Annotated in this window: 19 protein-coding genes; 10 read left to right on the top strand and 9 right to left on the bottom strand. The window is 70.0% G+C overall.

The annotated features are described in order from the left end of the window. On the bottom strand, positions 1 to 1,326 hold the full coding sequence (locus HD557_RS21430) for an MFS transporter (RefSeq protein WP_196875385.1): 1,326 nt from the start codon (positions 1,324 to 1,326) through the stop codon (positions 1 to 3). A 218-nt stretch (positions 1,327 to 1,544) separates the two neighbouring features. Between HD557_RS21430 and HD557_RS21425 the strand changes: the two genes are divergently transcribed. Continuing rightward, complete coding sequence (locus HD557_RS21425; protein ID WP_196875384.1) at positions 1,545 to 2,024, top strand: MarR family winged helix-turn-helix transcriptional regulator; 480 nt, start codon at positions 1,545 to 1,547, stop codon at positions 2,022 to 2,024. A 129-nt stretch (positions 2,025 to 2,153) separates the two neighbouring features. On the opposite strand, the gene HD557_RS21420 is transcribed toward HD557_RS21425, so the two are convergent. Continuing rightward, positions 2,154 to 3,368, bottom strand: coding sequence for an acetyl-CoA C-acetyltransferase (locus tag HD557_RS21420; protein ID WP_008363437.1), 1,215 nt, complete (start codon positions 3,366 to 3,368; stop codon positions 2,154 to 2,156). Between the two features lie 134 nt (positions 3,369 to 3,502). Here HD557_RS21420 and HD557_RS21415 point away from each other — a divergent pair, with 134 nt between their 5' ends. After that, positions 3,503 to 4,345, top strand: a complete 843-nt coding sequence (locus HD557_RS21415) for an acyl-CoA thioesterase (RefSeq protein WP_231380399.1) — start codon at positions 3,503 to 3,505, stop codon at positions 4,343 to 4,345. 3 nt (positions 4,346 to 4,348) lie between these two features. Here the strand turns inward: HD557_RS21415 and HD557_RS21410 are convergent, their stop codons facing one another. The 3 genes from HD557_RS21410 to corA all read right to left on the bottom strand — a co-directional run bounded on the left by HD557_RS21410 (position 4,349) and on the right by corA (position 7,153). Further along, a complete protein-coding gene (locus HD557_RS21410; RefSeq protein ID WP_196875382.1) occupies positions 4,349 to 4,882 on the bottom strand; it encodes a hypothetical protein in 534 nt (177 codons plus the stop codon). A 94-nt stretch (positions 4,883 to 4,976) separates the two neighbouring features. Beyond that, positions 4,977 to 5,936 carry a DUF389 domain-containing protein gene (locus tag HD557_RS21405; protein ID WP_196875381.1) on the bottom strand — a complete coding sequence of 320 codons (960 nt, stop codon included), beginning with the start codon at positions 5,934 to 5,936 and terminating at the stop codon, positions 4,977 to 4,979. Between the two features lie 65 nt (positions 5,937 to 6,001). Beyond that, a complete protein-coding gene (gene corA / locus HD557_RS21400) occupies positions 6,002 to 7,153 on the bottom strand; it encodes a magnesium/cobalt transporter CorA (RefSeq protein ID WP_008363443.1) in 1,152 nt (383 codons plus the stop codon). A gap of 879 nt (positions 7,154 to 8,032) precedes the next feature. Between corA and kdpA the strand changes: the two genes are divergently transcribed. The 6 genes from kdpA (at position 8,033) to HD557_RS21370 (ending at position 17,694) form a co-directional block, all read left to right on the top strand. Next, entirely contained in the window at positions 8,033 to 9,697 is a 1,665-nt protein-coding gene (gene kdpA, locus HD557_RS21395; protein WP_196875380.1) for a potassium-transporting ATPase subunit KdpA, read from the top strand. Continuing rightward, the gene (gene kdpB / locus HD557_RS21390; RefSeq protein WP_231380398.1) at positions 9,694 to 11,781 is read left to right on the top strand and encodes a potassium-transporting ATPase subunit KdpB; all 2,088 of its coding nucleotides are present in this window, start codon (positions 9,694 to 9,696) and stop codon (positions 11,779 to 11,781) included. The genes kdpA and kdpB overlap by 4 nt, the downstream gene beginning before the upstream one ends. Before the next feature lie 8 nt (positions 11,782 to 11,789). Continuing rightward, a complete protein-coding gene (gene kdpC, locus HD557_RS21385; RefSeq protein ID WP_196875379.1) occupies positions 11,790 to 12,401 on the top strand; it encodes a potassium-transporting ATPase subunit KdpC in 612 nt (203 codons plus the stop codon). Between the two features lie 5 nt (positions 12,402 to 12,406). After that, positions 12,407 to 14,956, top strand: a complete 2,550-nt coding sequence (locus HD557_RS21380) for a DUF4118 domain-containing protein (RefSeq protein WP_196875378.1) — start codon at positions 12,407 to 12,409, stop codon at positions 14,954 to 14,956. Next, a complete protein-coding gene (locus HD557_RS21375; RefSeq protein ID WP_196875377.1) occupies positions 14,953 to 15,639 on the top strand; it encodes a response regulator in 687 nt (228 codons plus the stop codon). Before HD557_RS21380 ends, HD557_RS21375 begins: the two co-directional genes overlap by 4 nt. Before the next feature lie 156 nt (positions 15,640 to 15,795). Beyond that, on the top strand, positions 15,796 to 17,694 hold the full coding sequence (locus HD557_RS21370) for an amino acid transporter (RefSeq protein WP_196875376.1): 1,899 nt from the start codon (positions 15,796 to 15,798) through the stop codon (positions 17,692 to 17,694). A gap of 20 nt (positions 17,695 to 17,714) precedes the next feature. On the opposite strand, the gene HD557_RS21365 is transcribed toward HD557_RS21370, so the two are convergent. Continuing rightward, positions 17,715 to 18,095, bottom strand: coding sequence for a globin (locus HD557_RS21365; RefSeq protein WP_008363455.1), 381 nt, complete (start codon positions 18,093 to 18,095; stop codon positions 17,715 to 17,717). A gap of 89 nt (positions 18,096 to 18,184) precedes the next feature. Here HD557_RS21365 and HD557_RS21360 point away from each other — a divergent pair, with 89 nt between their 5' ends. Further along, positions 18,185 to 18,610 carry an OsmC family peroxiredoxin gene (locus HD557_RS21360; RefSeq protein ID WP_040757269.1) on the top strand — a complete coding sequence of 142 codons (426 nt, stop codon included), beginning with the start codon at positions 18,185 to 18,187 and terminating at the stop codon, positions 18,608 to 18,610. A gap of 135 nt (positions 18,611 to 18,745) precedes the next feature. On the opposite strand, the gene HD557_RS21355 is transcribed toward HD557_RS21360, so the two are convergent. Continuing rightward, the gene (locus HD557_RS21355) at positions 18,746 to 19,696 is read right to left on the bottom strand and encodes a mechanosensitive ion channel family protein (protein WP_196875375.1); all 951 of its coding nucleotides are present in this window, start codon (positions 19,694 to 19,696) and stop codon (positions 18,746 to 18,748) included. Positions 19,697 to 19,814: 118 nt separating this feature from the next. Between HD557_RS21355 and HD557_RS21350 the strand changes: the two genes are divergently transcribed. Then, a complete protein-coding gene (locus tag HD557_RS21350; protein WP_196875374.1) occupies positions 19,815 to 20,105 on the top strand; it encodes a hypothetical protein in 291 nt (96 codons plus the stop codon). 155 nt (positions 20,106 to 20,260) lie between these two features. Here HD557_RS21350 and helR read toward each other — a convergent pair whose 3' ends face one another. Further along, positions 20,261 to 22,498: an RNA polymerase recycling motor ATPase HelR gene (gene helR, locus HD557_RS21345; protein WP_196875373.1), complete on the bottom strand. Its 2,238-nt coding sequence runs from the start codon at positions 22,496 to 22,498 to the stop codon at positions 20,261 to 20,263. Between the two features lie 198 nt (positions 22,499 to 22,696). Then, a complete protein-coding gene (pepN, locus tag HD557_RS21340) occupies positions 22,697 to 25,240 on the bottom strand; it encodes an aminopeptidase N (protein WP_196875372.1) in 2,544 nt (847 codons plus the stop codon). Positions 25,241 to 25,289 lie beyond the last annotated feature (49 nt).

Genomic DNA, 25,289 nt, shown 5'->3' with positions numbered 1-25,289 from the left:
TTATGACGAGCCGACTCGGCCGGCGTCGGGTTCAGTTTGAGCCGACTCGGCGATCAGGGCGGGACGTACGCCGTTCACGGCGGGAGTGATTCGGCGCTCGAGTCGCAGTGAGCCGGCGACGATCCCGAGGCAGCCGACCACCATCAGCGCGATGAACACCGTCGACTGGCCGTGCTCGAGCAGGAACCCGGCCAGGATCGGGCCGACGATCGCCCCGGTCTGGAACGACGCCGAGTTGATCGCGTTGTAGCGCCCACGCAGATGGTCGGGAGCCATCTCGTTGGTCAGCGCCGGGAACGCCGACTGCATCAGCGTCTCGCCCAGCGCGAAGAACAGGCCCTGGAAGGCGACGACGCCGACGATGGCGGCCACCGAGCCCGGCACCAGGCCGGTCGCCCCGAACACCGCCCAGGCAACGCCCCAGATCGCCGCGGTGGCGATCAGCACCCGGGTGCGGCGCCGGCCGCTGACCCGGTTCATCACCCAGAACTGGGCGAGCACGATCACCGCGCAGTTCACCACGAACGCGAATCCGACGACCCGCGTGGAGACCTCGGAGATCTGCCGCGAGTAGGCCGGGAACCCGCTCTCGATCTGGCCGTAGCCGAGGGTCGAGAGCAGCACCCCGATCACCACCAGCCAGATGACCTCGGGGCGGCGCAGGATCGTGGCGTACGACGCGGTCGCGTGGGGCTCGTCGGCGGCGGGCCGCGCGGCCCGGCCGTGCAGGTGACGCAGCGGGCCGAGCAGGACGAGGGCCGGGATCGTGAAGGTGGCGGCGTTGCCGAGGAAGGCGTAGGTGAACGTCTCGGGCTGGGTCACGTCGATGAAGAGGCCGCCGATCACACCGCCGACGCCGATGCCGAGGTTGATCAGGGCGAAGTTCACGCCGTAGTAGCGCTGTCGGAGCTCACCCTCGACCACCGTGGCCACCAACGCGTTGGCCGCGGGCCACGAGACCCCGGCTTGGACGCCCAGCAGGCCCAGCGCCGCCGCGGCGAGCACCGGTGTGGCGGCGAAGGCGAGGATGATGTCGCCGGCGATCGCGCAGACCAGGCCGCCGAGGATCACCGGGCGGGCTCCGTAGCGGTCGATCAGCGAGCCTGCCGGGCCGGTGACCACGAAGCCGACGATGGCGATCAGGCCCATCAGGGTGCCGGCGAGGCCGAGGTCGAAGCCGCGTACCTCGTGCAGGTAGATGATCGTGAACGGCAGTGTCATGCCGCGGCCGAGAAGCTGGATCGCGACCGTCGCCAGGAGCCAGCGGCCCTCGCGCGGAAGGGCGGCTAGGAAGTCACGGAGTCCGAGAGCAGGGGGAGTCGACACCGCACAATCTTCGCCTTTACCTGAATCGGTGGCGAATTGTTTAGTGCGCCTCGCGTCCGCGGGGCCGGGCTAAGGTCCCGGCCGAGTTCTGGCCTTGGTCCCAACCGTGACAGGGCTCTCGTCCCAGGTCTCGATCGGGCGTCCGGTGACGATTTCGTGACCCTTAAATGGGTGCCAGTGCATGGATCGGTGCGGACGCCGGGCTAACGTAATGCCCCGTGGGTGATGAGACTCGGTGGCTGGACGAAGAGCAACAGCGCTCCTGGCGTGCGCTGATGATGGGGATGACCCTGCTCGATGACCGCCTGGATGCCGATCTACGCGCCCGTTTCGACATCTCGCTCCCGGAGTACGAGATCCTCGTACGTCTCTCCGAGAACGACGGTGCCATGCGGATGGCTCAGCTCGCCGACTCCCTGGCGCACTCGCGCTCCCGGGTCACCCACACGATCACCCGGATGGAGCGTGCGGGGCTCGTCGAGCGTCGCAACTCGGCCGAGGACGGCCGGGGCGTCGTCGCCACGCTGAGCGACCGTGGCTTCGCGCTGCTGCGGGACGCGGCCCACGTCCACGTCACCGGCGTACGCGAGTACCTCATCGATCTGGTCAGCCCGGAGGACTTCGCCGCGCTGGGGCGCGTGATGAACGCCGTCTCGGACCATCTCATCAGCGACCGTCCCGGCATCGAGATGCGCTGACACCGGGACAGACGCGCCGACTCGGCGCGCTCAGCTGGGACAGACGCGCCGACTCGGCGCGCTCAGTTGGGACAGACGCGCCGACTCGGCGCGCTTGCCTGGGGCAGACGCGCCGAGTCGGCGTGGTTGTCAGATGCGCTCGAGGATCATCGCCATGCCCTGGCCGCCGCCGACGCACATGGTGATCAGACCGGTGGTCTTGTCGTGCCAGTCGAGGCTGTTGAGCATGGTGTTCTGCAGGCGGGCGCCGGTCATGCCGAAGGGGTGACCGACGGCGATGGCGCCACCGTTGATGTTGAGACGGTCGATGTCGATGCCGAGGTCCTGGTAGGACGGGATCACCTGGGCCGCGAAGGCCTCGTTGATCTCGACCAGGTCGATGTCGCCGATCGACATGCCGGCGTACTTCAGCGCGTTGCGGGTCGCCTCGACCGGGCCGAGGCCCATGATCTCGGGGGAGAGGCCGGAGACGCCGGTGGACACGATCCGCGCGAGCGGGGTGACGCCGAGCTCGGCGGCCTTGGTGTCGGACATGACCACGACGGCGGCGGCGCCGTCGTTGAGGGCGCAGCAGTTGCCGGCGGTGACGGTGCCGTCCTCGCGGAAGACCGGCTTGAGGCCGGAGATGGCCTCCAGGGTGACGCCGGCGCGGGGGCCGTCGTCGGCCGAGACGACGGTGCCGTCGGGGGTGGTGACCGGGGTGATCTCGCGGGCCCAGAAGCCGTCGGCGATGGCCTTCTCGGCGAGGTTCTGCGAACGTACGCCGAACTCGTCCATCTCCTGGCGGGAGATACCGCGCGAGGTGGCGAGGTTCTCCGCGGTCTGGCCCATGGCGATGTAGACGTCGGGCAGCAGGCCGTCCTCGCGCGGGTCGTGCCACTTCTCGTTGGAGGCGGCGGTCGCGGCGGTCCGCGACTGGGCGTCGTCGAAGAGGTGGTTGACGGTGTCGGGCAGGTGGTCGGAGGTGCCCTTGACGAAGCGGGACACGGTCTCGACGCCGGCCGAGACGATGATGTCGGCCTCGCCGGCCTTGATCGCGTGCAGTGCCATCCGCGAGGTCTGCACCGAGGAGGAGCAGTAGCGGGTGATGGTCGCGCCGGGCACCTTGTCCCAGCCGTTGAGCACGGAGACCACGCGGCCCATGTTGTTGCCGGACTCACCGCCCGGCAGGCCACAGCCCAGCAGCAGGTCGTCGATGTCGTTGGGGTCGAGACCCTCTACCTTCCCGACGGCTTCCTTGGTGATCAGGGCGGCGAGGTCGTCGGGACGGAAGTCCTTCAGAGATCCCTTGTTGGCTCGCCCGATCGGGGTGCGGGCGGCGGCGACGATGACTGCCTCAGGCATGAAGACTCCCGGTTACTGATGAGTAGAGGACTGTGGTCGACACCATACTCGCCCGCCCGCTCCGTGGTGACCAGGCCCAGTGCCCAAGATGGTCTGGAAGGATCGGCCACGTGCGCCACCTCTACGAATGCCCCATGCGCTGGGCCGACCTCGACATGCTCGGCCACGTCAACAACGTCGTCTACGTCGACTACCTCCAAGAGGCGCGCGTGGACATGCTGCGCACGCATGCCCGAAGCCCGCAGACCCAGGGGCTGGCCGAGGGTGTCGTGGTGGCCAGCCACCAGGTCACGTACGTCGCCCCGCTGCTCTTCGACTTCACGCCGGTCTACGTGGAGTCCTGGGTGACCGAGATCCGGGCGGCGAGCTTCACGATGGCCTACGAGATCTTCCGCACCGCGCCGGACGGCACCCGCACGGTCTTCCTGCGGGCGAGCACGGTCCTGGCGCCGTACGTCTTCTCCACCGAGTCGCCGCGCCGGCTCAAGGCGGGGGAGAAGGCCAACCTCGAGCCCTACCTCGAGACCGATCCGGACGGCTGGGCGCCGAAGCCGCTGGCCCTGGGTGAGCCGAAGCGCCTCGAGCAGGGCCGCTTCCCGCTCTTCGTCCGGTTCTCCGACGTCGACGCCTACGGGCACGTGAACAACGTGAAGTACTTCGAGTACTTCCAGGAGTCGCGGGTGGCGCTGATGCAGCGGCTCAGGTCGCACCACGGCCTCGACACCTGGCCGTCCGTCGTCGTCGCCCAGACCGACGTCTCCTACCACGCGCCGATCCTCGCCCGCTCCGAGCCGTACGACGTGTGGAGCCACGTCTCCCGGCTGGGCACCAAGTCGATGACGATCGAGTCCGAGATCGCCGACGGTGACCTCAGGCTCGCCCGCGGTCAGGTCACGCTGGTCTTCTACGACCTGGCGTCCGGGAAGGCCGTCGAGCCGAGCGCCGAGGTGCGCGCGGCCATCGAGAGCGTGCTGTAGGCCTCAGTTGCGCCAGTCGTGGTCGTCGCAGTCGTAGCGGCGGTCATACCGGTCGTAGCGGTCCCCGCGCCGGCAGTCGCTGTCGCTGTCGCGCTCGTCGCCGTCCCAGTCGCCCCACTCCCAGCCGTCCTGGCTGATCGTGAAGTCGTGCTGGGGGAACGCCGGGGCGGAGGTCTCGGCCGGCTTCTCGGCCGGGCGCGCCTTCCGCGCGCTCAGCGAATCGTCGTCGCTCGGCGTCTGGGCGTCCCGCGAGTCCTGAGCGGGGGCGGACGGCGCGAGGAGGTCACGGGAGACCAGCTCGGTGGCGCGCGAGGCGTCCGGGGGAGGCAGCGTCCCGACCGAGGTGTCCTCGGCGGCGTCGACGGGCTCCGGTGGTCCGGCGGGTCCGTCCGCGAGCGGAACCTGCGGGCCGGTGGCCTGCGCCGGGGGCTGGCCGGACGGGTCCGGTCCCGCCAGACGTGGGATGAGCAGTGCCATCGCGACCACGGCGACGAGGACAAGCCCGACTCCGACGATGGCCCGCTGAATTGCCTGCATGCGCCCTCCGAGATGGCTCTGATCGGCAGAATGTTGTGCTTGAGTCCAGTAGCCTCTCAGTGCATGCGGCAGTTGTCGAGAAACGGGACCTTTGTCAGCGTTTCCTGAGCCGCGCCGTCAGCAGCGCGCGACGTTCGGAGATGCGCTGCCACACGAACTGCTGGACCAGGAGCGTCAGCCATCCGGCGAGCGCCATCCCGGCGACATTGACGACGAGCTGCAGGGCGCTGCCCCAGATCTCCTCGCCGAGCCCGAAGGCGAGCCCGAGCGCGACGTTGGCGGCCGCGGGGATCGTGGTGACCGAGATGAACACCCCGGACAGGTTGCCGGCCCGGGCCGAGGTCACCGCGAGCACGCCCGCGGCCGCCGCGATCAGCGCGACGATGAAGGACCACTTGTCGGGGGTGTAGATGAAGGCCGTGCCCGGCCGCTCGGCGGTGACGTGCGCGGTCGTGACCCAGCCCAGTGTGCGGGCGACGAGCGCGGCCGCCGTAGTCACGGCGATGCCGACCGCGAACCCCACCAGCAACGTACGCAGCGACCGGCCGAGCAACCCGAAGCGGCGGCGTACCAGGGCGACCCCGAGTGCGGCGATCGCGCCGAACTCCGGCCCGATGACCATCGCCCCGATGACGAGGATCTGGGAGTCGAGGACGATCGCGATGCCGGCCAGTATCGTGGCCAGGCTGATCAGGCTGAGGAAGGACCAGTTGGCCTCGGTGTCGTCGTAGGCCCGCTGTGTCACGTCCGCCCACACCACCGAGTCGGCGCTGCTTCCCGGAGCGAGGTGGTCGGCGGCCAGGCCGGCCTCGGACATCCAGGTCTGCACGGGCTCGACGTGAAGGCTGCCCTCCCGGGGGATGCCGAGCCCGCGGAGCCGGTCGATGATGTCGTTGGCCGCCTCCCGGGCGACCGCGGCGAGCACCACGTCGCCCTCGGGACGCAGGGAGGCCCCCGGCAGCGACGAGAGCTCGCTGACCGCGGGATCGGCGGTGAGGATCTCGAGAACCGAGGGTGTCAGGTGCGTCGGCGAAGTGATCCGCAGCTTCAGCATGGGGCACATTGTTGCCGACGGCCCGGCGGGCCCGGGCAGCGGATCGGTTCCGGTGCCCGGCCCCGTCAGATCCAGTTGCGGCGGCGGAAGAGGATGTAGAGCACGACGTTGACGGTGAGCATCAGCCCGAGCGCCATGAAGTAGCCGTAGCGCCACTGCAGTTCGGGCATGAAGTCGAAGTTCATCCCGTAGACCGTGCCGACCAGCGTGGGGGCGAACAGGATGGCCGCCCAGCCGGAGATCTTCTTGACCTCGTCGTTCTGCTGCACGCTGAGCTCGCTGAGCGCCTTCATCTCCTCGTTCTGCTGCTGGGCGACCAGGGTGGCGTTGACGGTGAGGATGTCGCGCAGCAGGTTGCGGAACTCGTCGATCTGCTCGACGGTGCCGATGACGTGGTCCTCGACGTCGCGCAGGTAGCGCTGGAGCTCCTCGTCGGTGCGGTACTTGGAGAAGCCGGCGGCCAGGGAGCGTACGACGCCCAGCAGGGGACGGGTCGCCCGCTGGAACTCGACGACCTCGCGGGAGAGCTCGTAGATGCGGCGCGAGACCTGGGTGTCGCCGCGGAACATCTCGGTCTCGATCTCGTCGATGTCGTTGGCGAGCCCGGCCACGACCGGCGCGTAGCCGTCGACGACGCGGTCGAGGATGGCGTACAGCACCGCCTCCGGGCCGAGCCGGAGCAGATCTGGGTTGCTCTCCATCCGGCGGCGTACGGGGGAGAGGTCGGGCTGGGCGCCGTGGCGCACGGTGAGCACGAAGTCGGGGCCGACGAAGAGGTGCAGCTCACCGAAGTCGATGTCCTCGGTCTCGTCGACGTACCAGGCCGCCCGCAGCACCACGAACAGGGTGTCGTCGTAGCGCTCGATCTTCGGCCGCTGGTGAGCCAGGATCGCATCCTCGACGGCGAGCTCGTGCAGGCCGAACTCGTCGGCCAGCGAGGCCAGCTCGTGCTGGTTGGGCTGGTAGAGACCGATCCAGGCCATCGCGTCGTCGTGCTCGTGGAGCGAGCGGTAGGTGTCGGCCAGCGTCGAGGGTGAGTCGACACGGTCGCCGCCGACGTAGACGGCGCTGTCGATCATGCTGCCGCGAGTCACCGGCGTCGGCATCGAGGACCGACCGCCTCCGCCCTGCGGTGAGGTCGTCGGCGGGACCTTCGGCGGGTCGGAGCGGCGCTGCTTGGTGAGGGCGCGCAGGGACTTGAACGGGCGCTCGGACATGGTGGCCTCCTGGATGCTGCGAGCGAGCGGGACGGCGACGAACAGACGCGTCGCGCCGGCCCGGGCACGTTCTCCAGGTGTCCGGACCGGTCAGGGCGAGGTGGTACTCGGAGGTTGACCGTCCATGCCGGCCACCTCCTCTCTCTTCCTCGCTCGCGGGGCTGCAGCCCGGATGCCTCGTTCGTACGGATCCACGTCCGCACCGGGACATCGTAGGTCCAGCACGCTCGGCTCAGGTAGTCGTGGAGGCATCAGGGAACCATCAACGCGGACGCCGTCACCGTCAGCGATGCGTCAGCGGAACGGATCCGACGCCCCAACGCGCCTAGCGTCGCAGGTGTGTCTCTACGAGTCCCGTTCCACGATGCACCGGCCGACCGCTCACGAAGAACCCGAGGAGGGCCGGACGACGGCGGGGCTCACGCAGCCTCCCGCCGCCGTCCCGGCTCGCCCGCCGTCCTCGTCGAGAAGGTCGCCGCATGACCGCCGGGCCCGGGTACGGCGGAGCCCTGATGGTCGCCGTCGCCGCACTGGTCGCCACCGCCCTGAGCGTGCTCATGCGGCTGGTCGTCCTCTAGGCCGTAGAGCTCGCGAGCGCCGGACGTACCCGGGTACGTCCGGCGCTCGGCTCGTTCCGGGACGACCGGGTCAAGGATGCGTCAATCGCGCGGCGTACGCCGTCAGGGAACCGTCAAGGCGGGGCCTCCACGCCCACGCGCGGGGATGCAATGGAGCCGTGCTAGATCTCGTCTACATCCTCATCACGCTGGTGTCCTTCGCCGGGCTCGCCGCGTTGGTCGGAGTCATCGACCGACGACTGGGCGAACCCTCCGACACCGACGTCGCCCCCACTGAGACAGAGCCGCGGACGGTGGGCCGATGAACGCCGTCACCGCCGCCGTCCTGCAGATCGTCGCCCTGATCGCCGCGCTGGCTCTCGCGGTCCCGTTCCTGGGCAGGTACCTCGCCCACATCTACACCTCCGAGAAGCACCTGCGCGTCGAGACGCTGGTCTACCGGGTGCTGCGCGTCGACCCCGACGCGGACCAGCGCTGGCGCTCGTACGCGCTCGCGGTGCTCGGGTTCTCCCTGGTCGGGGTGCTGTTCCTCTACCTCCTCACGCGGACGCAGCAGTGGCTGCCGTTGAGCCTCGGCTTCGACCCGTTCCCCAGCGACGGCGCCTGGAACACCGCGGTCTCGTTCGTGACGAACACCAACTGGCAGTGGTACTCCGGTGAGGCCGCCGCGGGCAACCTGCTCCAGATGGCCGGCCTGACCGTGCAGAACTTCGTCTCCGCCGCCGTCGGCATGTCGGTCGCGGCAGCCTTCGCGCGCGGGCTCGCCCGTGGGCGCGGCAACGGCCGCGTCGGCAACTTCTGGGCAGACCTCGTCCGCACCACCCTGCGCGTCCTGCTGCCGATCTCGTTCGTCGGGGCGCTCGTGCTCGTGGGCTTCGGGGCGATCCAGAACCTCCGCGCCGACCTCGCGATGACCACGCTGGATGGCGGGCAGCAGATCCTCACCTCCGGTGCGATCGCCAGCCAGGAGGTGATCAAGGAGCTCGGTACCAACGGTGGCGGCCCCTACAACGTGAACTCGGCGCACCCGTTCGAGAACCCGACCCCGTTCACCAACCTGCTCGAGATCTTCCTGCTCCTGGTGATCCCGTTCGCGATGGCCTGGGCGTTCGGGCTGATCGTGAAGGACCGGCGTCAGGGCGGCGCGGTGCTCGCCACGATGGCGACGCTGTGGCTCGGTGCGGTCGCCCTGCTGACCTGGGCCGAGATGGCCGGACCCGGCACCGCCCCGCAGCTCGCCGGTGGCGCGATGGAGGGCAAGGAGACCCGCTTCGGCGAGGCCGCCTCGGCGCTCTTCGCGTCCTCGACGACCGGCACCTCGACCGGCGCGGTCAACGCGATGCACGACAGCCTCACCGCGCCGGGCGGCGGGATCGCGATGTTCAACATGATGCTCGGCGAGGTGGCGCCCGGCGGCGTCGGCTCCGGGCTCTACGGGATGCTCATGCTGGCCGTCGTCACGGTCTTCCTGTGCGGCCTGATGGTGGGACGTACGCCGGAGTACCTGGGCAAGAAGATCGGTCGACCCGAGATCGTGCTGGTCGCCCTCTACATCCTGGCCACGCCGATCCTCGTGCTGGGCGGGGCCGCGATCGCGGTCAGCTTTCCGGCCGGACCGGCGGGCATGCTCAACTCGGGCGCCCACGGCTTCTCCGAGGCGCTGTACGCCGTGACCTCGGCCGCCAACAACAACGGCTCCGCCTTCGGTGGGCTGACCGCGGGCACCCCGTTCTGGAACACCCTGCTCGGGCTGCTGATGCTCTTCGGGCGGTTCCTGCCGATCGTCTTCGTGCTCGGCCTGGCCGGTCGCTTCGCCACCGCGCAGCACCTGCCCGCCGGCGCCGGCACGCTGCCCACCCACCGGCCGCTCTTCGTCGCGCTGCTCACCGGCGTCGCGCTGGTCGTGGTCGGCCTGACGTACGTCCCTGCTCTTGCCCTCGGTCCGATCGTGGAGTCGCTGTCATGACCCAGTTCAACGTTCTTTCCCCCACTCCTGACACCGACGAGGCCCAGGAGCACCACCACGAGCGGCACCCGGTGCCGGCGGCGAGCGGGGTGCTCTCGCTCGCCCAGATCAAGGAGGCGGTGCCGGGCGCCTTCCGCAAGCTCGACCCGCGCCTGCTGATCGCCACCCCGGTCATGCTGGTGGTCGAGATCGGTGCCGCGGTGACCACCGTGCTGTCGATCCTCGACCCGAGCGTCATGGGCTGGCTGGTCACGGCCTGGCTGTGGCTGACCGTGGTCTTCGGCAACCTGGCCGAGTCGGTGGCCGAGGGCCGCGGCAAGGCCCAGGCGGCCAGCCTGCGCGCCCTGCAGACCGAGACCTCCGCCCGGAGGCTGCGCCCGGACGGCAGCGAGGAGGCCGTCCCCTCCACGTCGCTGAGGGCCGGTGACACGGTCGTCGTCAGCGCAGGGGAGCGGATCCCCGGCGACGGCGACATCATCGAGGGGGTCGCCTCGGTCGACGAGTCGGCGGTCACCGGCGAGAGCGCACCGGTGATCCGGGAGTCGGGCGGCGACCGGTCCGCGGTCACCGGCGGCACCACGGTGCTCTCCGACCGGATCGTCGTGCGGATCACCTCCGATCCCGGTCACTCCTTCGTCGACCGGATGATCGCGCTGGTCGAGGGCTCGGAGCGGCAGCGTACGCCCAACGAGATGGCGCTCAACGTGCTGCTCTCGACCCTGACGGTGATCTTCGTGGTCGTCTGCGGGACGCTCTACTTCCTCGCCGACTACTCCGGTGCCCACCAGTCGTGGCTGGTGCTGATCGCCCTGCTGGTCTGCCTGATCCCGACCACCATCGGCGCCCTGCTGAGCGCCATCGGCATCGCCGGCATGGACCGGCTCGTACGCCGCAACGTCCTGGCGATGTCAGGAAGGGCGGTCGAGGCGGCCGGTGACGTCGACGTCCTCCTGCTCGACAAGACGGGCACGATCACCTACGGCAACCGGCAGGCCACCGAGATCCTCCCGGTCACCGGGGTCACCCTGACCGCCGTCGAGAACGCCGCGGTGCAGGCGAGCCTCGCGGACCTGACCCCGGAGGGGCGCAGCATCCTGCACCTCGTCGGGCGCAGCGCCGCCGGCCCGGCCGGCGCCACGATGGTCGAGTTCTCCGCGACCACCCGGATGAGCGGCCTGGACGCGCCCGACCTCAAGATCCGCAAGGGCGCTGCCTCGGCCGTGGCCGCCTGGGTCGAGGAGAACGGCGGCACCGTTCCGCCCGAGACGTACGTGATCGCGGGGGACATCAGCGCCGAGGGCGGTACGCCGCTCGTCGTCGCCGAGCAGCGCGACCGCGAGCGGGCGCGGGTGCTGGGCATCGTGCACCTCAAGGACGTCGTCAAGGACGGCATCCGCGAGCGGTTCGACGAGATGCGCGCCATGGGCATCCGCACGGTGATGATCACCGGCGACAACGCCGCCACCGCCGCGGCCATCGCCAAGGAGGCGGGGGTCGACGACTTCCTCGCCGAGGCGACCCCGGAGGACAAGCTGGCGCTGATCCGGAAGGAGCAGCGTGGCGGCCGGATGGTCGCGATGTGCGGCGACGGCACCAACGACGCTCCCGCGCTCGCCCAGGCCGACGTCGGGGTGGCGATGAACACCGGCACCACCGCGGCCAAGGAGGCCGGCAACATGGTGGACCTCGACTCCGACCCGACCAAGCTCATCGACGTGGTCGAGATCGGCAAGCAGCTGCTCATCACCCGAGGCGCGCTGACCACCTTCTCGGTGGCCAACGACATCGCGAAGTACTTCGCGATCCTGCCGGCGATGTTCGTGGTCGCCTTCCCGCAGCTCGAGGTGCTCAACGTCATGCGGCTCTCCACGCCGGAGTCCGCCATCGTCTCGGCGGTCGTCTTCAACGCACTGATCATCATCGCGCTGATCCCGCTGGCGCTGCGCGGCGTGCGCTACCGGCCCTCGTCGGCGGTCGAGCTGCTGCGTCGCAACATCCTCCTCTACGGCGTCGGCGGCCTGATCGCTCCCTTCGTGGGCATCAAGCTCCTCGACCTCGTCCTCTCTCTCATCCCAGGACTGTGATCACTGCCATGAACGACATCTACGCCCTTCTGCGGCACTCCTGGGCAGGGCTCCGGGTGCTCCTCGCGGCCACCCTCCTGCTCGGTCTCGGCTATCCGCTCCTCGTCACCGGCGTCGCCCAGGTCGCCTTCCCCTGGCAGGCCAACGGCTCGCTGGTGACGGCCGAGGGGAGCCACACCACCGACCCGTCCGAGGCCGCCGGTTCTGCCCTGCTCGGGCAGGTCAGCGACGACTCCGCGCTGTTCTATCCACGGCCCTCGGCCGCCGGCGACGGCTACGACACGATGTCCACCTACGGGTCCAACCTCGGTCCCGAGGAGCCGGCGCTGATCGACGCGATCAAGGAGCGCAAGGCCGAGATCGCCGCCCGCGAGGGCGTCCCGGCCGACCAGGTGCCCGCCGACGCGGTGACCGCCTCCGGCTCCGGCCTCGACCCGCACATCTCCCCGGCGTACGCCTCCCTCCAGGTCGCACGGGTGGCCAAGGCCAACGACCTCCCGGAGGCGAAGGTGCGTGAGCTCGTCGAGGAGAGCACCGAGGGACGTACGTGGGGCGTGCTCGGCGAGGCGCGCGTCAACGTGCTCCTGCTCAACATCGCGGTGAAGCAGGCGGCACACTGATCCTCGTGAGCATCGATCGCAGGACGGAGAAGCCGGCCGTGCCCAGGCACGGCCGGCTCACCGTGTACCTCGGCGCGGCGCCGGGGGTCGGGAAGACGTACGCGATGCTGGGCGAGGCGAGGCGGCGGGTGGCCCGCGGGACCGACGTGGTCGTCGGGTTCGTGGAGACCCACGACCGCGTGCACACCGCGGAGATGCTGGACGGACTCGAGCTGATCCCGCGCCGGGAGCTCCGCTATCGCGGGACGACCTTCACCGAGCTGGACGTGGAGGCGGTGATCGCCCGTGACCCGAAGGTCGTCTGCATCGACGAGCTCGCACACACCAACGTCCCCGGCAGCCGCCACACCAAGCGGGCCCAGGACGTCGAGCAGATCCGGGCGGCGGGCATCGACGTGATCACGACCGTCAACATCCAGCACCTGGAGTCGCTCAACGACGAGGTCGAGCGGATCACCGGCGTACGCCAGCGGGAGACCGTACCGGACGAGGTGGTCCGCACCGCCGACCAGATCCAGCTCGTCGACATGGCGCCCGACGCGCTGCGGCGGCGGATGGCCCACGGCAACGTCTACAAGCCGGAGAACATCGACGCGAGCCTGACCTCCTACTTCCGGGTCGGCAACCTGACCGCGCTGCGTGAGCTGGCCCTGCTGTGGCTGGCCGACCGGGTCGACGACGCGCTCGGCGACTACCGGCGCGAGCATCAGATCGAGCACCCCTGGCCGACCAAGGAGCGGATCGTCGTCGCGGTCACCGGCGGCCCGGAGTCGGAGACGCTGCTGCGGCGAGCGGCCCGGCTGTGCCAGCGGGCGAAGGGGTCCGAGCTGCTGGCGGTGCACGTGGTCACCGCCGACGGGCTGACCCGGCCGGAGGCCGGGTCGATCGAACGCGTGCAGGCGCTGACGGCGTCGCTGGGCGGGACCTTCCACAGCGTCGTCGGCGAAGATGCGGCGTCCGCCGTCGTCGACTTCGCGACCGGCGCCAACGCCACCATGATCATCGTCGGCGTCTCCCGTCACGGACGCCTGCGGAGATTCTTCACCGGCACCACGGGTGACCGGATCGCGACCGCGGCCGGTTCGATCGACGTCCATCTGGTGACCCACGACGAGATCGCCCGTGGCGCACGGGTCCGGGGCGGCCTCGGCTCACCGCTCAGCCGCACCCGGCAGGCCCTGGGCTGGATCAGTGCCCTCCTGGTGCCGGTGGGCCTGGTGTGGCTGCTGCACAACGACGGCATCGAGGGCCCCATCTCCGGCCAGCTCCCGCTGGCCAGCATGCTCCTGCTGGCCGCGACCGTCCTGGTCGCGATGGTCGGCGGGCGATGGCCCGCCGTGGTCGCGGCCCTGGCGGGCTTCGCGCACCTGAACTGGTGGTTCACGCCGCCGGTGCACCGGTTCACCATCGCCGAGCCGCGCAACCTGGTGATGCTGGTGATCTTCGTCGCGGTCGCGGTGGGCGTCGCCACCGTCGTCGACCGCGCCTCGCGGCGGGCGGACGAAGCGCGCCAGGCCAAGGGCGAGGCGGCGACGATGGGAGCACTGTCCCGCTCGGTGCTCACCGGTCAGGACACCGCTGAGGCGATCGTGAGCCGGGTGCGCGAGACCTTCGCCCAGCAGGCGGTGGTCCTGCTGGAGGAGACACCGCAGGGGTGGGTGCGGCTGGCGGGCGCCGGGATCGGCTATCCGGCCGACCCCGACCAGGGCGACGCCCAGGTCGCGGTCGACGACACCCATGTGATCGTCCTGCGCGGCACCCCGCTGCGGGCCCGCGACCGGCGGGTCCTGGAGGCCTTCGCCGTCCAGACGTCGCTGGTGCTGGAGCATCGCCGGCTGCGCGACCAGGCCGACCGCGCACTCGCCCTGGAACGGGCCGAGCAGACCTCGACGGCGCTGCTCCGCGCGGTCTCGCACGACCTGCGTACGCCGCTGGCCACGATGCGCGCAGCCCTCGACGGCCTGCTCGTGGGCCGGGTTCCGGAGGAGGACCGTAAGGAGCTGGTCGAGTCGGCCGCCACGTCCGCCGACCAGCTCGAGGCGCTCATCGACAACCTGCTCGACCTCTCCCGGGTCGAGGCCGGTCTGGTGCACCCCGTGCTGCGCGACGTCAGCCTGGAGGAGTCCCTTCCTCTCGCCGTGGCCGGTCTCCCGCCCGGATCGGTGGCCCTCGAGGTCGGCGAGGACGCCCCGCTCGTACGCACCGACTCCGGCCTGCTGGAGCGGATCGTCGCGAACCTGGTGAGCAACGCCGTCCGGGCCAGCGGCCAGGGACCCCGCTCCGGCGAGCCGGTACGCGTGCTCGCGCACGAGACGGCGGAGACTGTGGAGGTGATGATCGTCGATCGTGGACCGGGGGTGCCCGAGGAGCAGCGGGAGCGCATGTTCGAGCCGTTCCAGCGCCTCGACGACACCTCGGCCGTCGGGCTGGGGCTCGGCCTCGCCGTCGCCAAGGGACTCAGCGAGGCACTCGGGATCAGGCTGTCGGCGGAGGACACCCCCGGCGGCGGGCTCACCATGGTCGTCGCGGTCCCGCGCGCGAAGGGAGCCCGATGAGCCGGGTACTCGTCGTCGACGACGAGCCTGCGCTGCTGCGCGCGCTCGCCATCAACCTGCGCGCCGCCGGCTGGGAGGTCGAGACCGCGGTCGACGGTCGCTCGGCGCTCGCCGCCGCGGCGGCGACGCACCCCGACGTCGTCCTGCTCGATCTCGGGCTCCCGGACCTGGACGGCACCGAGGTGATCGAGGGCCTGCGGGGCTGGACCCAGGTGCCGGTGGTCGTGCTCTCCGCGCGTCAGCACGGCGACGACAAGATCGAGGCGCTCGACCTGGGTGCCGACGACTACGTCACCAAGCCGTTCGCGATGAACGAGCTGATGGCCCGGCTCCGTGCGGCCGTTCGCCGCTCCCAGGAGTCCGCGCCGCCCGCCGCGACCACCCTGAGCGTCGGCGACCTGGAGATCGACTTCGCCCGCAAGCGGGTGCACAGGGCGGGGGACGACGTACGCCTCACGCCGACCGAGTGGTCCTTCCTGGAGCTCCTGGCCCGCAACGTCGGCCGCCTGGTGCCCCGTGACCAGATCCTCAAGGAGGTCTGGGGTCCGGCCTACGCCAAGGAGACCCACTATCTGCGGGTCTACGCCGCTCAGCTCCGCCGCAAGCTCGAGGACGATCCCGCCCACCCGCGCTACCTCGTCACCACCCCGGGTGTCGGCTACACCCTCGACCCGGGGGAGTAGCAGCTCCACTCGACCAGCGTGGGCGCGTATTGGACCCCGTGCCGGGCTCTGGACGCTCCGCTGACACCCGCCCCACGGAATCTTGACGGAATCCTTACGCCTTCCCGCGGGGCTCGGATGAGGTATCGCGGCCGGTCGGTCTGAAGAATTGATCGGGTGACCGCAGTGACCACCGAGAGCGGCGTCTCGGGCGCAGAAGAGCTCGCCGAGACCCCCGAGAAGAAGCACCCGTGGTGGCAGGTGATGTGCCTGACCGGTGTCGACTACTTCTCGACGCTGGGCTACCAGCCGGGCATCGCGGCCCTCGCCGCCGGGCTGCTCTCGCCGATCGCGACACTGGTGCTGGTCGGGCTGACGCTGCTCGGCGCGCTGCCCGTCTACCGCCGCGTCGCTGCCGAGAGCCCGCACGGGCAGGGCTCGATCGCGATGCTGGAGCGGTTGCTGTCCCGCTGGGGCGGCAAGGCGTTCGTGCTCGCCCTGCTCGGCTTCGCGGCCACCGACTTCATCATCACCATGACCCTCTCGGCTGCCGACGGCGCCGCGCACGTGGTGGAGAACCCGCTCTTCCCGTCCACCTGGCACGGGCACAACATGGTGATCACCCTGGTGCTGCTGGCCGCCCTGGCCGCGGTCTTCCTGAAGGGGTTCAAGGAGGCGATCGGGATCGCGGTCGGCCTGGTGGTCACCTTCCTCACCCTCAACGCCATCGTGATCGCCGTCGGCCTGGTGCACGTGTTCAGCGACCCGAGCGTCTTCACCCGCTGGAACGACGCGCTCTTCGTCGAGCACGGCAACGTCACCACGATGATCGCCGTCTCGCTCCTGGTCTTCCCCAAGCTCGCCCTCGGGATGAGCGGCTTCGAGACCGGCGTCGCGGTGATGCCGCAGGTCGAGGGCGACCCGAGCGACACCGAGGAGGACCCGGCCGGCCGGGTCCGGGGCACCAAGAAGCTGCTCACCGCGGCCGCCCTGACGATGAGCGTGTTCCTGATCGCCTCCTCCTGGGTGACCACCCTGCTGATCCCCGCCGAGGCGTTCGAGGAGGGCGGCGAGGCCAACGGCCGGGCGCTGGCCTACCTCGCGCACGACTACCTCGGCAGCGCGTTCGGGACGGCGTACGACATCTCGACGATCCTCATCCTCTGGTTCGCCGGCGCCTCGGCGATGGCCGGCCTGCTCAACCTGATCCCGCGCTACCTGCCGCGTTACGGGATGTCACCGGAGTGGGCGGCCGCGACCCGGCCGCTGGTCGTGACCATCTCCGCGGCAGCGTTCCTGATCACCTGGATCTTCGACGCCGACGTGGATGCCCAGGGCGGGGCGTACGCGACGGGTGTGCTCGTGCTGATGCTGTCGGCCGCGGTGGCGGTCACCCTGGCCGCGCGCAAGGCCGGCCAACGGGTCCGGACGGTGCTGTTCGGCCTGATCGCGGCCGTGTTCGCCTACACCACGGTCTCCAACGTGATCGAGCGGCCCGACGGCGTCAAGATCGCCGCCTGCTTCATCGCCGCGATCATCGGCGTCTCGCTGGTCTCCCGGATCATGCGCTCCTTCGAGCTGCGCGTGACCGGCGTCGAGCTGGACAGGAGGGCCGAGTCGTTCCTGCGCGAGTGTGCCCGCCGCCAGATCCGGCTGATCGCCAACGAGCACGAGGGCACCGAGGGTCCCGAGGAGTACGAGGACAAGCTTCGTCAGATCGTGGCCGACAACGACCTGGCCGACGAGACCGACCTCATCTTCGTCGAGGTGCTCGTCACCGACCCGTCGGACTTCGAAGGCACCCTGACCGTACGCGGCGAGGTGACCGGACGCCGCCGGGTGCTGCGCCTGGAGGCCCCGTCCGTGCCCAACGCGCTGGCGGCCCTGCTGCTCCACATTCGCGACGTCACCGGCGTGGTGCCGCACATCTACTTCGAGTGGACCGAGGGCAACCCGGTCGTCAACCTGCTGCGGTTCCTGTTCATCGGGGGCGGCGAGGTCGCGCCGACCACCCGTGAGGTGCTCCGCCGCGCTGAGCCGGACAGGTCACGGCGGCCGCACGTCCACGTGGGCTGAGCGCCCATTCCGGGGTCAGCTCAGCTCGGGGTGTTGATCATGAAGTTGGCGGCATGCTCGGCGTACGCCCAGAACTGCGCGTCCTGCTCGGGGGTCAGCCCGGCGGCGTCGAGGCCCTCGCGGAAGTGCTGGAGCCAGCGGTCACGCGCCTCCGAGGTGACCTCGAAGGGGGCGTGACGCATCCGCAGCCGCGGGTGGCCGCGCTGCTCGGAGTAGGTCGTCGGGCCGCCCCAGTACTGCGCCAGGAAGAGGGTCAGCCGCTCCTGGGCCGGACCGAGGTCCTCCTCGGGATACATCGGCCGCATCAGCTCGTCGGTCGCCACGCCCTCGTAGAACTTGGCCACGATCGTGCGGATGGTGTCCATCCCGCCGATCTCCTCATAGAACGTCACTTGAACCATTGTTCCACGCGGCCTTCCACGCTGCGTCTTCCACGGGCCCGTGGCAGGATCGGGGGCGTACGCACACACTCGATCTTTGGGAGATGAAGATGGCCACCACCCGCACCGCCACCACCGTCTGGGAGGGCTCGCTCTTCGAGGGCGCCGGCAAGGTGACGCTGGACTCCTCGGGCCTGGGGACGTACGACGTCACCTGGGTGGCCCGCTCGCAGGAGCCCAGCGGCAAGACCAGCCCCGAGGAGCTCATCGCCGCCGCCCATTCGTCCTGCTTCTCGATGGCCTTCTCCAACGGCCTCGCCGACAACGGCACCCCGCCGACCAGCCTGGAGACCAGCGCCGAGGTCGAGTTCACCCCGGGCAAGGGCATCACCGGCATCAAGCTCACCACCCGCGGTGTGGTCGAGGGCCTCGACAACGAGACCTTTGTCAGCCTCGCCGAGGCCGCCAAGGCCGGCTGCCCGGTCAGCCAGGCGCTCGCCGGCACCACGATCACCCTCGACGCCGCCCTCGCCTGATCCACCGCTGGTCGAGCCCGGCGAGCGCCAGCGAGCCGGTGTCGAGACCAACACGGTCCCATCAGGGCTCGACAGGACTGTGTTGGTCTCGACACGCTCGCTGGCGCTCGCGGCTCGACCGACGAAACGGAGGGGTCAGGCGTTGGCCTTCTGCTCCTGGGCAGCGGCGTTCTTCTCCTCGCGGTGCCAGATGACCCGCTGCGGGAAGGGGATCTCGATGCCCTCGTAGTCGAGGCGCGCCTTGATCCGCTGGCGCATCTCGCGGGCGATCGCCCACTGCTTGAGCGGCAGGGTCTTGACCAGCACCCGCACGGTGATCGCGTCGGCGGCGAGCGCCTCGACGCCGGTGACCTCGGGCTCCTCGATGATCTGGCCCTTGAAGTCCTCGTCGATCCACAGGTCGTGGGAGACCTCGCGGAGCACGCGCTGCACCTTGTTGAGGTCCTCGTTGTAGCCGACGCCGACGTCGATGACGGCGCGGGCCCAGTTCTGGCTGTGGTTGCCGACGGTGAGGATCTCGCCGTTGGGGATGTACCAGACCGTGCCGTCGAGCGAGCGCAGCCGGGTGATCCGCAGGGTCACCGCCTCGACGGTGCCGCTGATGTTGTTGACCTCGATGCTGTCACCGACGCCGTACTGGTCCTCGATGATCATGAAGATGCCGGACAGGTAGTCGCGCACTAACGACTGCGCGCCGAAACCGAGCGCCAGACCGACGATCCCGGCCGAGGCGATGATCGGGGCGATGTTGATGCCGAGCTGGTCCAGGATCATGGTGGCGAAGACCGCGACCAGGACGCCGGTGACCACGCTCTTGAAGAGCGAGCCGATCGCCTGGGCACGCTGGCTGCGACGGGAGCTCGCGTGGATCTCCTCGCCCGGCTCGTGCATCTTGGTGATCTTCCCGGCCAGCGCCGGTGCCTCCACGGCACGGTGGACGACCTTGTCGATCACCCGGTGAAGCACCCAGCGGAGCACGACGGCGAGCAGGATCAGGCCGAGGATGCGCAGCGGGATGCCGATCACCCATTCGCCGAGCTTCGACCAGGAGACCGAGAGCAATGGGGGGTTCGGGGGAATGGACATGGGTTCCAGTATCCAGCGCCTTCAAGGTCGGCTGCCAATCCCCGGCGGGCAACTTCTGCTGTCCCAGACGTGAGGGCAGAGATGAGAACCCTGACGTACGCCGGTTAGTATCTGCCCCGTGAGCAACCAGATCCTGCGCCGCGCCGGCCTCTTCGGCGCCTCCGCCTCCGCCGCCGTCGTCGCCTCTGTTGCTACCGCCGGCCCCGCCAGCGCCGAGGTTCCCAACGGCTGGCCGATCGCCGAGGACATGACCGCCTCCGGTCTGCTCCTGCTCATCCTGCTCATCCCGGTGATCCTGATGGTGGTCATCTCGCTCGTCGTGCTCCTGCCCGGCGTGCTCCGCGGCGAGGGGCTGCTGCCGAAGCCTCACAAGCCCTCCGACGACAACCTCCCCGCCGCGACGCACTGAGCTGTTTGCGATTGCTTCGCAATTCGCGCAGCGCTTTCGCTTGATCCTCGTCTTCCTCCGCTCCGTTCGTCGCTGCGCTCCTCACTGCGCTGCGTCCAGACGAGGAGCGCTACAGCGCTGGGTCGTTGGCGATTGCTTCGCAATTCGCGCACGGGTCAGCTCGTGAGGATCACCAGCTGCTCGGTGGCCCGGGTCATCGCGACGTAGCGGTCCACGGCACCCTCGATCCCGGTCCCGTACGTCTCGGGGTCGATGAGCACAACCAGGTCGAACTCGAGCCCCTTGGCGTGCTCGGGGCTCAGCCGGCGGACGCGGCCTTCGTTCTGGTCGCTCGAACCTGCCGCGATGACGCAGGCGATGCCCTCGTCGTGCTCGGCTAGCCAGGTGTCCAGGATCGTGTCGAGGTCCGCGACAGGGCCGTGGGCGACCGGGATGCCGGAGGCACGGATCGACGTCGGCACGTTGGCGTCGGGGAGTGCGGCGCGGATGACCGGCTCGGCCTCGGCCATCACCTCCTCGGGCGTGCGGTAGTTGATGCTCAGGCCGGCCATCTCGATCCGGTCCAGCCCCACGCGCTCGAGCCGTTGCTGCCACGACTCGGTGAACCCGTGGCGCGCCTGGGCGCGGTCGCCGACGATCGTGAAGCTGCGCGAGGGGCAGCGGCTGATCAGCATCTGCCACTCGGCGTCGGTCAGCTCCTGGGCCTCGTCGACGACGATGTGCGCGAACGGCCCCGCGTACGGGTCGAGCTCCTCGGGCTCACGCACCGAGTCGTCCAGCAGCGCCGTGCGCACGTCCTGGCCGCGCAGCATCGACATCACCTTCATCTCGGAGTCGTCGTGGCTGATCAGGTCCGAGACGATCTCGGCCTTCGCCTTGCGGTCGGCGGCCGCGGCCGCCTTCTTGGCGCTGCGGCGTCGGGAGGCGTCGGGATCGCCGAGCCGGCGGTGGGCGGCGTCGAGCAGCGGCAGGTCCGCCTCGGTCCACGCCTGCGGGTCCTCCCGCTGCAGCTGCTTCACCTGCTCGGGCGTGAGCCACGGCGCGCACAGCCGCAGGAACGCCGGCACCTCCCACAGGTCGCCGACGATGTCGGCCGGCCGCAGCCGCGGCCAGACCTGGCCGAAGACGTCGAGCAGCCCGGCGTTGGTCTCCAGCGAGGCGCGGAGGGCGTCGACCGCGTCCTCGTCGACCAGCCCGTACGCGTCGAACTCGTCCTCCTCCGGGTCCGGGTCGCCCCAGTCGTCGAGGTCGGCGTCTGCGTCGTAGTCGCGGTCGGGGTCGTCGCCGGCGTTCGCCTGGATCTTGTCGGTGACGATCCTCAGCAGCGCGTCCCAGACCTGGTCGCGGGCGTCGTTGTGCGGCGTACCCTGCTCCGCGGCGGCGATCGCCTCGGCCCAGTCGCTGACACTGATCACCGCGTCGCCGTAGGGGGTCTCGACGAGGGTCGGCTTCGACGGCGGCTTCTCGTAGAGCGCGACCGCGGGCTCGATCGCGGCGACCATCCGGGCATCGGCCTTGAGCCGGGCGACCTCCGGATCCGTCTCGGGCGCCAGCGCGTCGCCTTCCGGGATCATCCGGCGCAGCGTGGTGGTGCGTACACCCTCCTCGCCCAGGCTCGGCAGCACGTCGGCGACGTAGGAGAGATAGGGCTCGTGCGGTCCCACGAACAGCACCCCGCCCTTGCCCTCGCCCAGGCGCGGGTCGGAGTAGAGGAGGTACGCGGTGCGGTGCAGCGCCACCACGGTCTTGCCCGTCCCCGGGCCGCCGTCGACGACCAGCGCGCCCCGGGACGAGGCCCGGATGATGGCGTCCTGGTCCGACTGGATCGTGCCCAGGACGTCGCGCATCCGCGGGGAGCGGCTGCTGCCGAGGGTCGCGATGAAGGCCGACTGGTCGTCGAGCGCGGCGTGCCCCTCGAGCCCCTCGGCGGTGAACACCTCGTCCCAGTAGTCGGTGATCCGGCCGTTGGTCCAGCGGTAGCGGCGCCGGCTCAGCAGCCCGCGCGGATCGGCGTGCGTGGCCGCGAAGAACGGCTCCGCGGCCGGCGAGCGCCAGTCGACGAGCAGCCGCCGGCCGTCGCTGGCGGTGAGCCCGAGCCGCCCGATATAGATCGTGCTGCCGGACTCGGTGACGATCCGCCCCAGGCACAGATCCAGGCTGAACCTCCGCAGCATCCGCAGCTGCCCGCCGATCCGGTGCACCTCCAGATCGCGGTCCATCGCCTCCTGCCCGTGCCCACCCGGCCGGCGGCGTACGTCGTCCAGCCGTTCGTTCAGCTCGGAGATCTGCTCCTCGAGACTCTGCCCGATGGCAGCGAAGTGCTGCTCGTCATCGGCGATCAGTGCCGGGTCCGCCTTGGCATCGTGACGGCCCGCGAGATCGAATGCTTGCAACGTTGAATCCCCTGTCTGAACAGGCACTTTACCTGTTCGAGGAGGAGATTCTGCCCCAATCCGGGGGCCTTGCGGCAAGCCCCTATCTGCGCTATAAAGTTGTTAGTGGAAGGGAGAGATCCCTTCCATTCGTGGTTTTCGCCGCAGACGCGAAGGACCCCCAGGCGACCTGCGCCTGGGGGTCCTTTCGTGTGCGATCTACTGCGCGTCGCGCTCCTGAGCGGCGAGGGCGCGGGCGACCTCGTCACGTCCCTCGCGGACGAACCGCTTGGCGGCGGGCTCGGCGGGAGAGGTCTCGAGCCACTTGTCGGCCTTCTCCAGGAGCTCGGGGGAGGCGGCGGGCTTCGGGAAGATGAACTCCAGCACCGTCGAGGCGCGGTGGGTGCCGAGGTGGTCCCAGAGGGTGTCGGCGGCCTCGAAGTAGCGGTCGATGTAGGGCGCCAGCACCTCGTCCTGGCCGCTGCGCTGGAACGAGAGCACGATCGAGCGGGCGGTCTCGTTGGCGACGTCGGTGCGGACGACGACCGCGTCCCAGGCGGCTTCCTTGGCCTCGGCCGTGGGCTGCGCGGCGCGGGCGGCGGCGGCCTTCTCCTTGCCGGAGATGGTGTTGTCGCGCTCGAGCTCGGCGTCGATCTCGGCCTCACCGAAGGTGCCCGAGGCCGCCAGACCGGTGACCAGCGCCCAGCGCAGGTCCTGGTCGATCTCGAGACCGTCGTAGGCCAGGTCGCCGGAGAGCAGCCCCTGGAGGTCGGCGATCGCGGCCTCGGAGCGGGCGGCCGCGGCGTACGTCCGGGCGAAGGTCAGCTGGTGGTCGCTGCTCGGCGCGGCGCTGTCCAGCAGGCTCTTGAGCCCGCTCTCCCAGCGCGCCTTGAGGGCGTCGCGGTTGGCCGGGGCCGAGAACGAGTTGACCGCCTGGGCGGCGAAGACAGGGATCCGGGTGACGCCCCAGGCGTCGGTCTCCTGGCCGATGTTGGCGAGCACGAGCTCGACGAAGTCGCTGGCCCGCATCTCGGCGTCGCGGGTCATGTCCCACGCGGCACCCCAGATCAGCGCGCGCGAGAGCGAGTCGTCCAGCGCCGACAGCGACGACAGCGCGGTGGCCAGCGAACGCTCGTCGAGCCGGATCTTGGCGTACGTCAGGTCGCCCTCGTTGAGCAGCAGCAGGTCGGGCTGCTTGACCCCGGCCAGCTGCGGGACCTCGGTCAGCTCACCGGTGACGTCGATCTCGAACGCGTCGCGACGCACGAGCGCGCCGTCGACCAGGTCGTAGAGGCCGAGGCCGATGCGGTGGCGGCGCAGGGTCGGCCAGTCCGCAGCGGCGGTCTGCTTGACGGCGAAGGAGGCGTAGGAGCCGTCCTCGGCGAGCGTGAACTCGGGCGCGAGGGTGTTGACGCCGGCGGTCTGCAGCCACTCCTGGGCCCAGCCCTGCAGCTCACGGCCGGAGGCGGCCTCGAGGTGGCGCAGCAGGTCCTTGAACTCGGAGTTCCCGTAGGCGAACTCCTTGAAGTAGGCCTTCAGGCCCTCCAGGAACGGCTCCAGGCCGACCCACGCCACGAGCTGCTTCAGGACCGAGGCGCCCTTGGCGTAGGTGATCATGTCGAAGTTGACCTCGACGGCCTGCAGGTCGTAGTTGTCCGCGGCGATCGGGTGCGTGGTGGGCAGCTGGTCCTGGCGGTAGCCGGTCTGCTTGCGCGCGTTGGTGAACCCGGTCCAGGCGTCGGTGAACTCGGTCGCGTTGGCCTGGGCGTGGTAGCAGGCCCACTCGGCGAAGGACTCGTTGAGCCAGAGGTCGTCCCACCACTTCATGGTGACCAGGTCGCCGAACCACATGTGCGCCATCTCGTGCAGGATCACCGAGGCGCGGAAGTCGTAGAAGGAGCGCGGCTGCTTGGAGCGCGGCAGGTATTCGTCGCGCAGGGTCACGGCGCCGGCGTTCTCCATCGCGCCCATGTTGTACTCCGGCACGTAGAGCTGGTCGTACTTCCCGAAGGGGTAGGGGAAGTCGAAGGCGTCCTCGAAGAACTCGAAGCCCTGCTTGGTGATCTTCACGACCTCGTCGCGGTCGAGGTAGGGGACCAGCGACTGGCGGCAGTAGTGACCCAGCGGGATCGTGCCGAACTTGCCCTCGTAGACGTCCTGGACCTCGTGGTACTCACCGGCGATCAGCGCGGTGATGTAGGTGGACATCTTCTTGGTGGGCTCGAAGTCCCAGGTCGCGCGGCCGTCGCCCAGCGGCTTCGGCTCGGGCGTGACGGCGTTGGAGACGACCTTCCAGCCCTCGGGGGCGGTCACGTGGAAGGTGAAGACGGACTTGAGGTCGGGCTGCTCGAAGGTGGTGTAGACGCGGCGGGCGTCGGGGACCTCGAACTGGGAGTAGAGGTAGACGCGGTCGTCGGCGGGGTCGACGAAGCGGTGCAGGCCCTCGCCGGTGTGGGAGTAGGTGCAGTCGGCCTTGACGACCAGCACGTTCTCGGCCTCGAGGCCGTCGAGCTGGATCCTGGAGTCCTGGTAGGCCACCGCGGGGTCGAGCGCGACGCCGTTGAGCGTGATCTCGTGGACGGTCGCGTCGACGAGGTCGGCGAAGGTCGAGGCGCCGGCCTCGGTGGAGGTGAAGGTGATCGTCGTCGTCGAACCGAAGGTCTCGGTGCCCGTGGTGAGGTCGAGTTCGATGTCGTACGAGAGGACGTCAAGAAGTGCGGCCCTCGCGGTGGCTTCGGCGCGCGTCAGATTGGTTCCAGGCATGGCTGGATCCTCTCATTCTGCCCGGAATTCGAGACATTTATATCGCGCT

Origin of the sequence: Nocardioides luteus, assembly GCF_015752315.1 — a bacterium.
Classification (GTDB): domain Bacteria; phylum Actinomycetota; class Actinomycetes; order Propionibacteriales; family Nocardioidaceae; genus Nocardioides.
This window is presented reverse-complemented; position numbering and strand designations above follow the sequence as displayed.

Coding starts and splice junctions, on each gene's coding strand:
- kdpA (WP_196875380.1), top strand. CDS start 8,033: ATGAACGCCGTCACCGCCGCCGTCCTGCAGATCGTCGCCCTGATCGCC.
- corA (WP_008363443.1), bottom strand. CDS start 7,153: ATGTCCGAGCGCCCGTTCAAGTCCCTGCGCGCCCTCACCAAGCAGCGC.
- HD557_RS21355 (WP_196875375.1), bottom strand. CDS start 19,696: ATGTCCATTCCCCCGAACCCCCCATTGCTCTCGGTCTCCTGGTCGAAG.
- HD557_RS21410 (WP_196875382.1), bottom strand. CDS start 4,882: ATGCAGGCAATTCAGCGGGCCATCGTCGGAGTCGGGCTTGTCCTCGTC.
- HD557_RS21360 (WP_040757269.1), top strand. CDS start 18,185: ATGGCCACCACCCGCACCGCCACCACCGTCTGGGAGGGCTCGCTCTTC.
- HD557_RS21415 (WP_231380399.1), top strand. CDS start 3,503: ATGCGCTGGGCCGACCTCGACATGCTCGGCCACGTCAACAACGTCGTC.
- HD557_RS21420 (WP_008363437.1), bottom strand. CDS start 3,368: ATGCCTGAGGCAGTCATCGTCGCCGCCGCCCGCACCCCGATCGGGCGA.
- pepN (WP_196875372.1), bottom strand. CDS start 25,240: ATGCCTGGAACCAATCTGACGCGCGCCGAAGCCACCGCGAGGGCCGCA.
- kdpB (WP_231380398.1), top strand. CDS start 9,694: ATGACCCAGTTCAACGTTCTTTCCCCCACTCCTGACACCGACGAGGCC.
- HD557_RS21375 (WP_196875377.1), top strand. CDS start 14,953: ATGAGCCGGGTACTCGTCGTCGACGACGAGCCTGCGCTGCTGCGCGCG.
- HD557_RS21405 (WP_196875381.1), bottom strand. CDS start 5,936: ATGCTGAAGCTGCGGATCACTTCGCCGACGCACCTGACACCCTCGGTT.
- HD557_RS21365 (WP_008363455.1), bottom strand. CDS start 18,095: ATGGTTCAAGTGACGTTCTATGAGGAGATCGGCGGGATGGACACCATC.
- kdpC (WP_196875379.1), top strand. CDS start 11,790: ATGAACGACATCTACGCCCTTCTGCGGCACTCCTGGGCAGGGCTCCGG.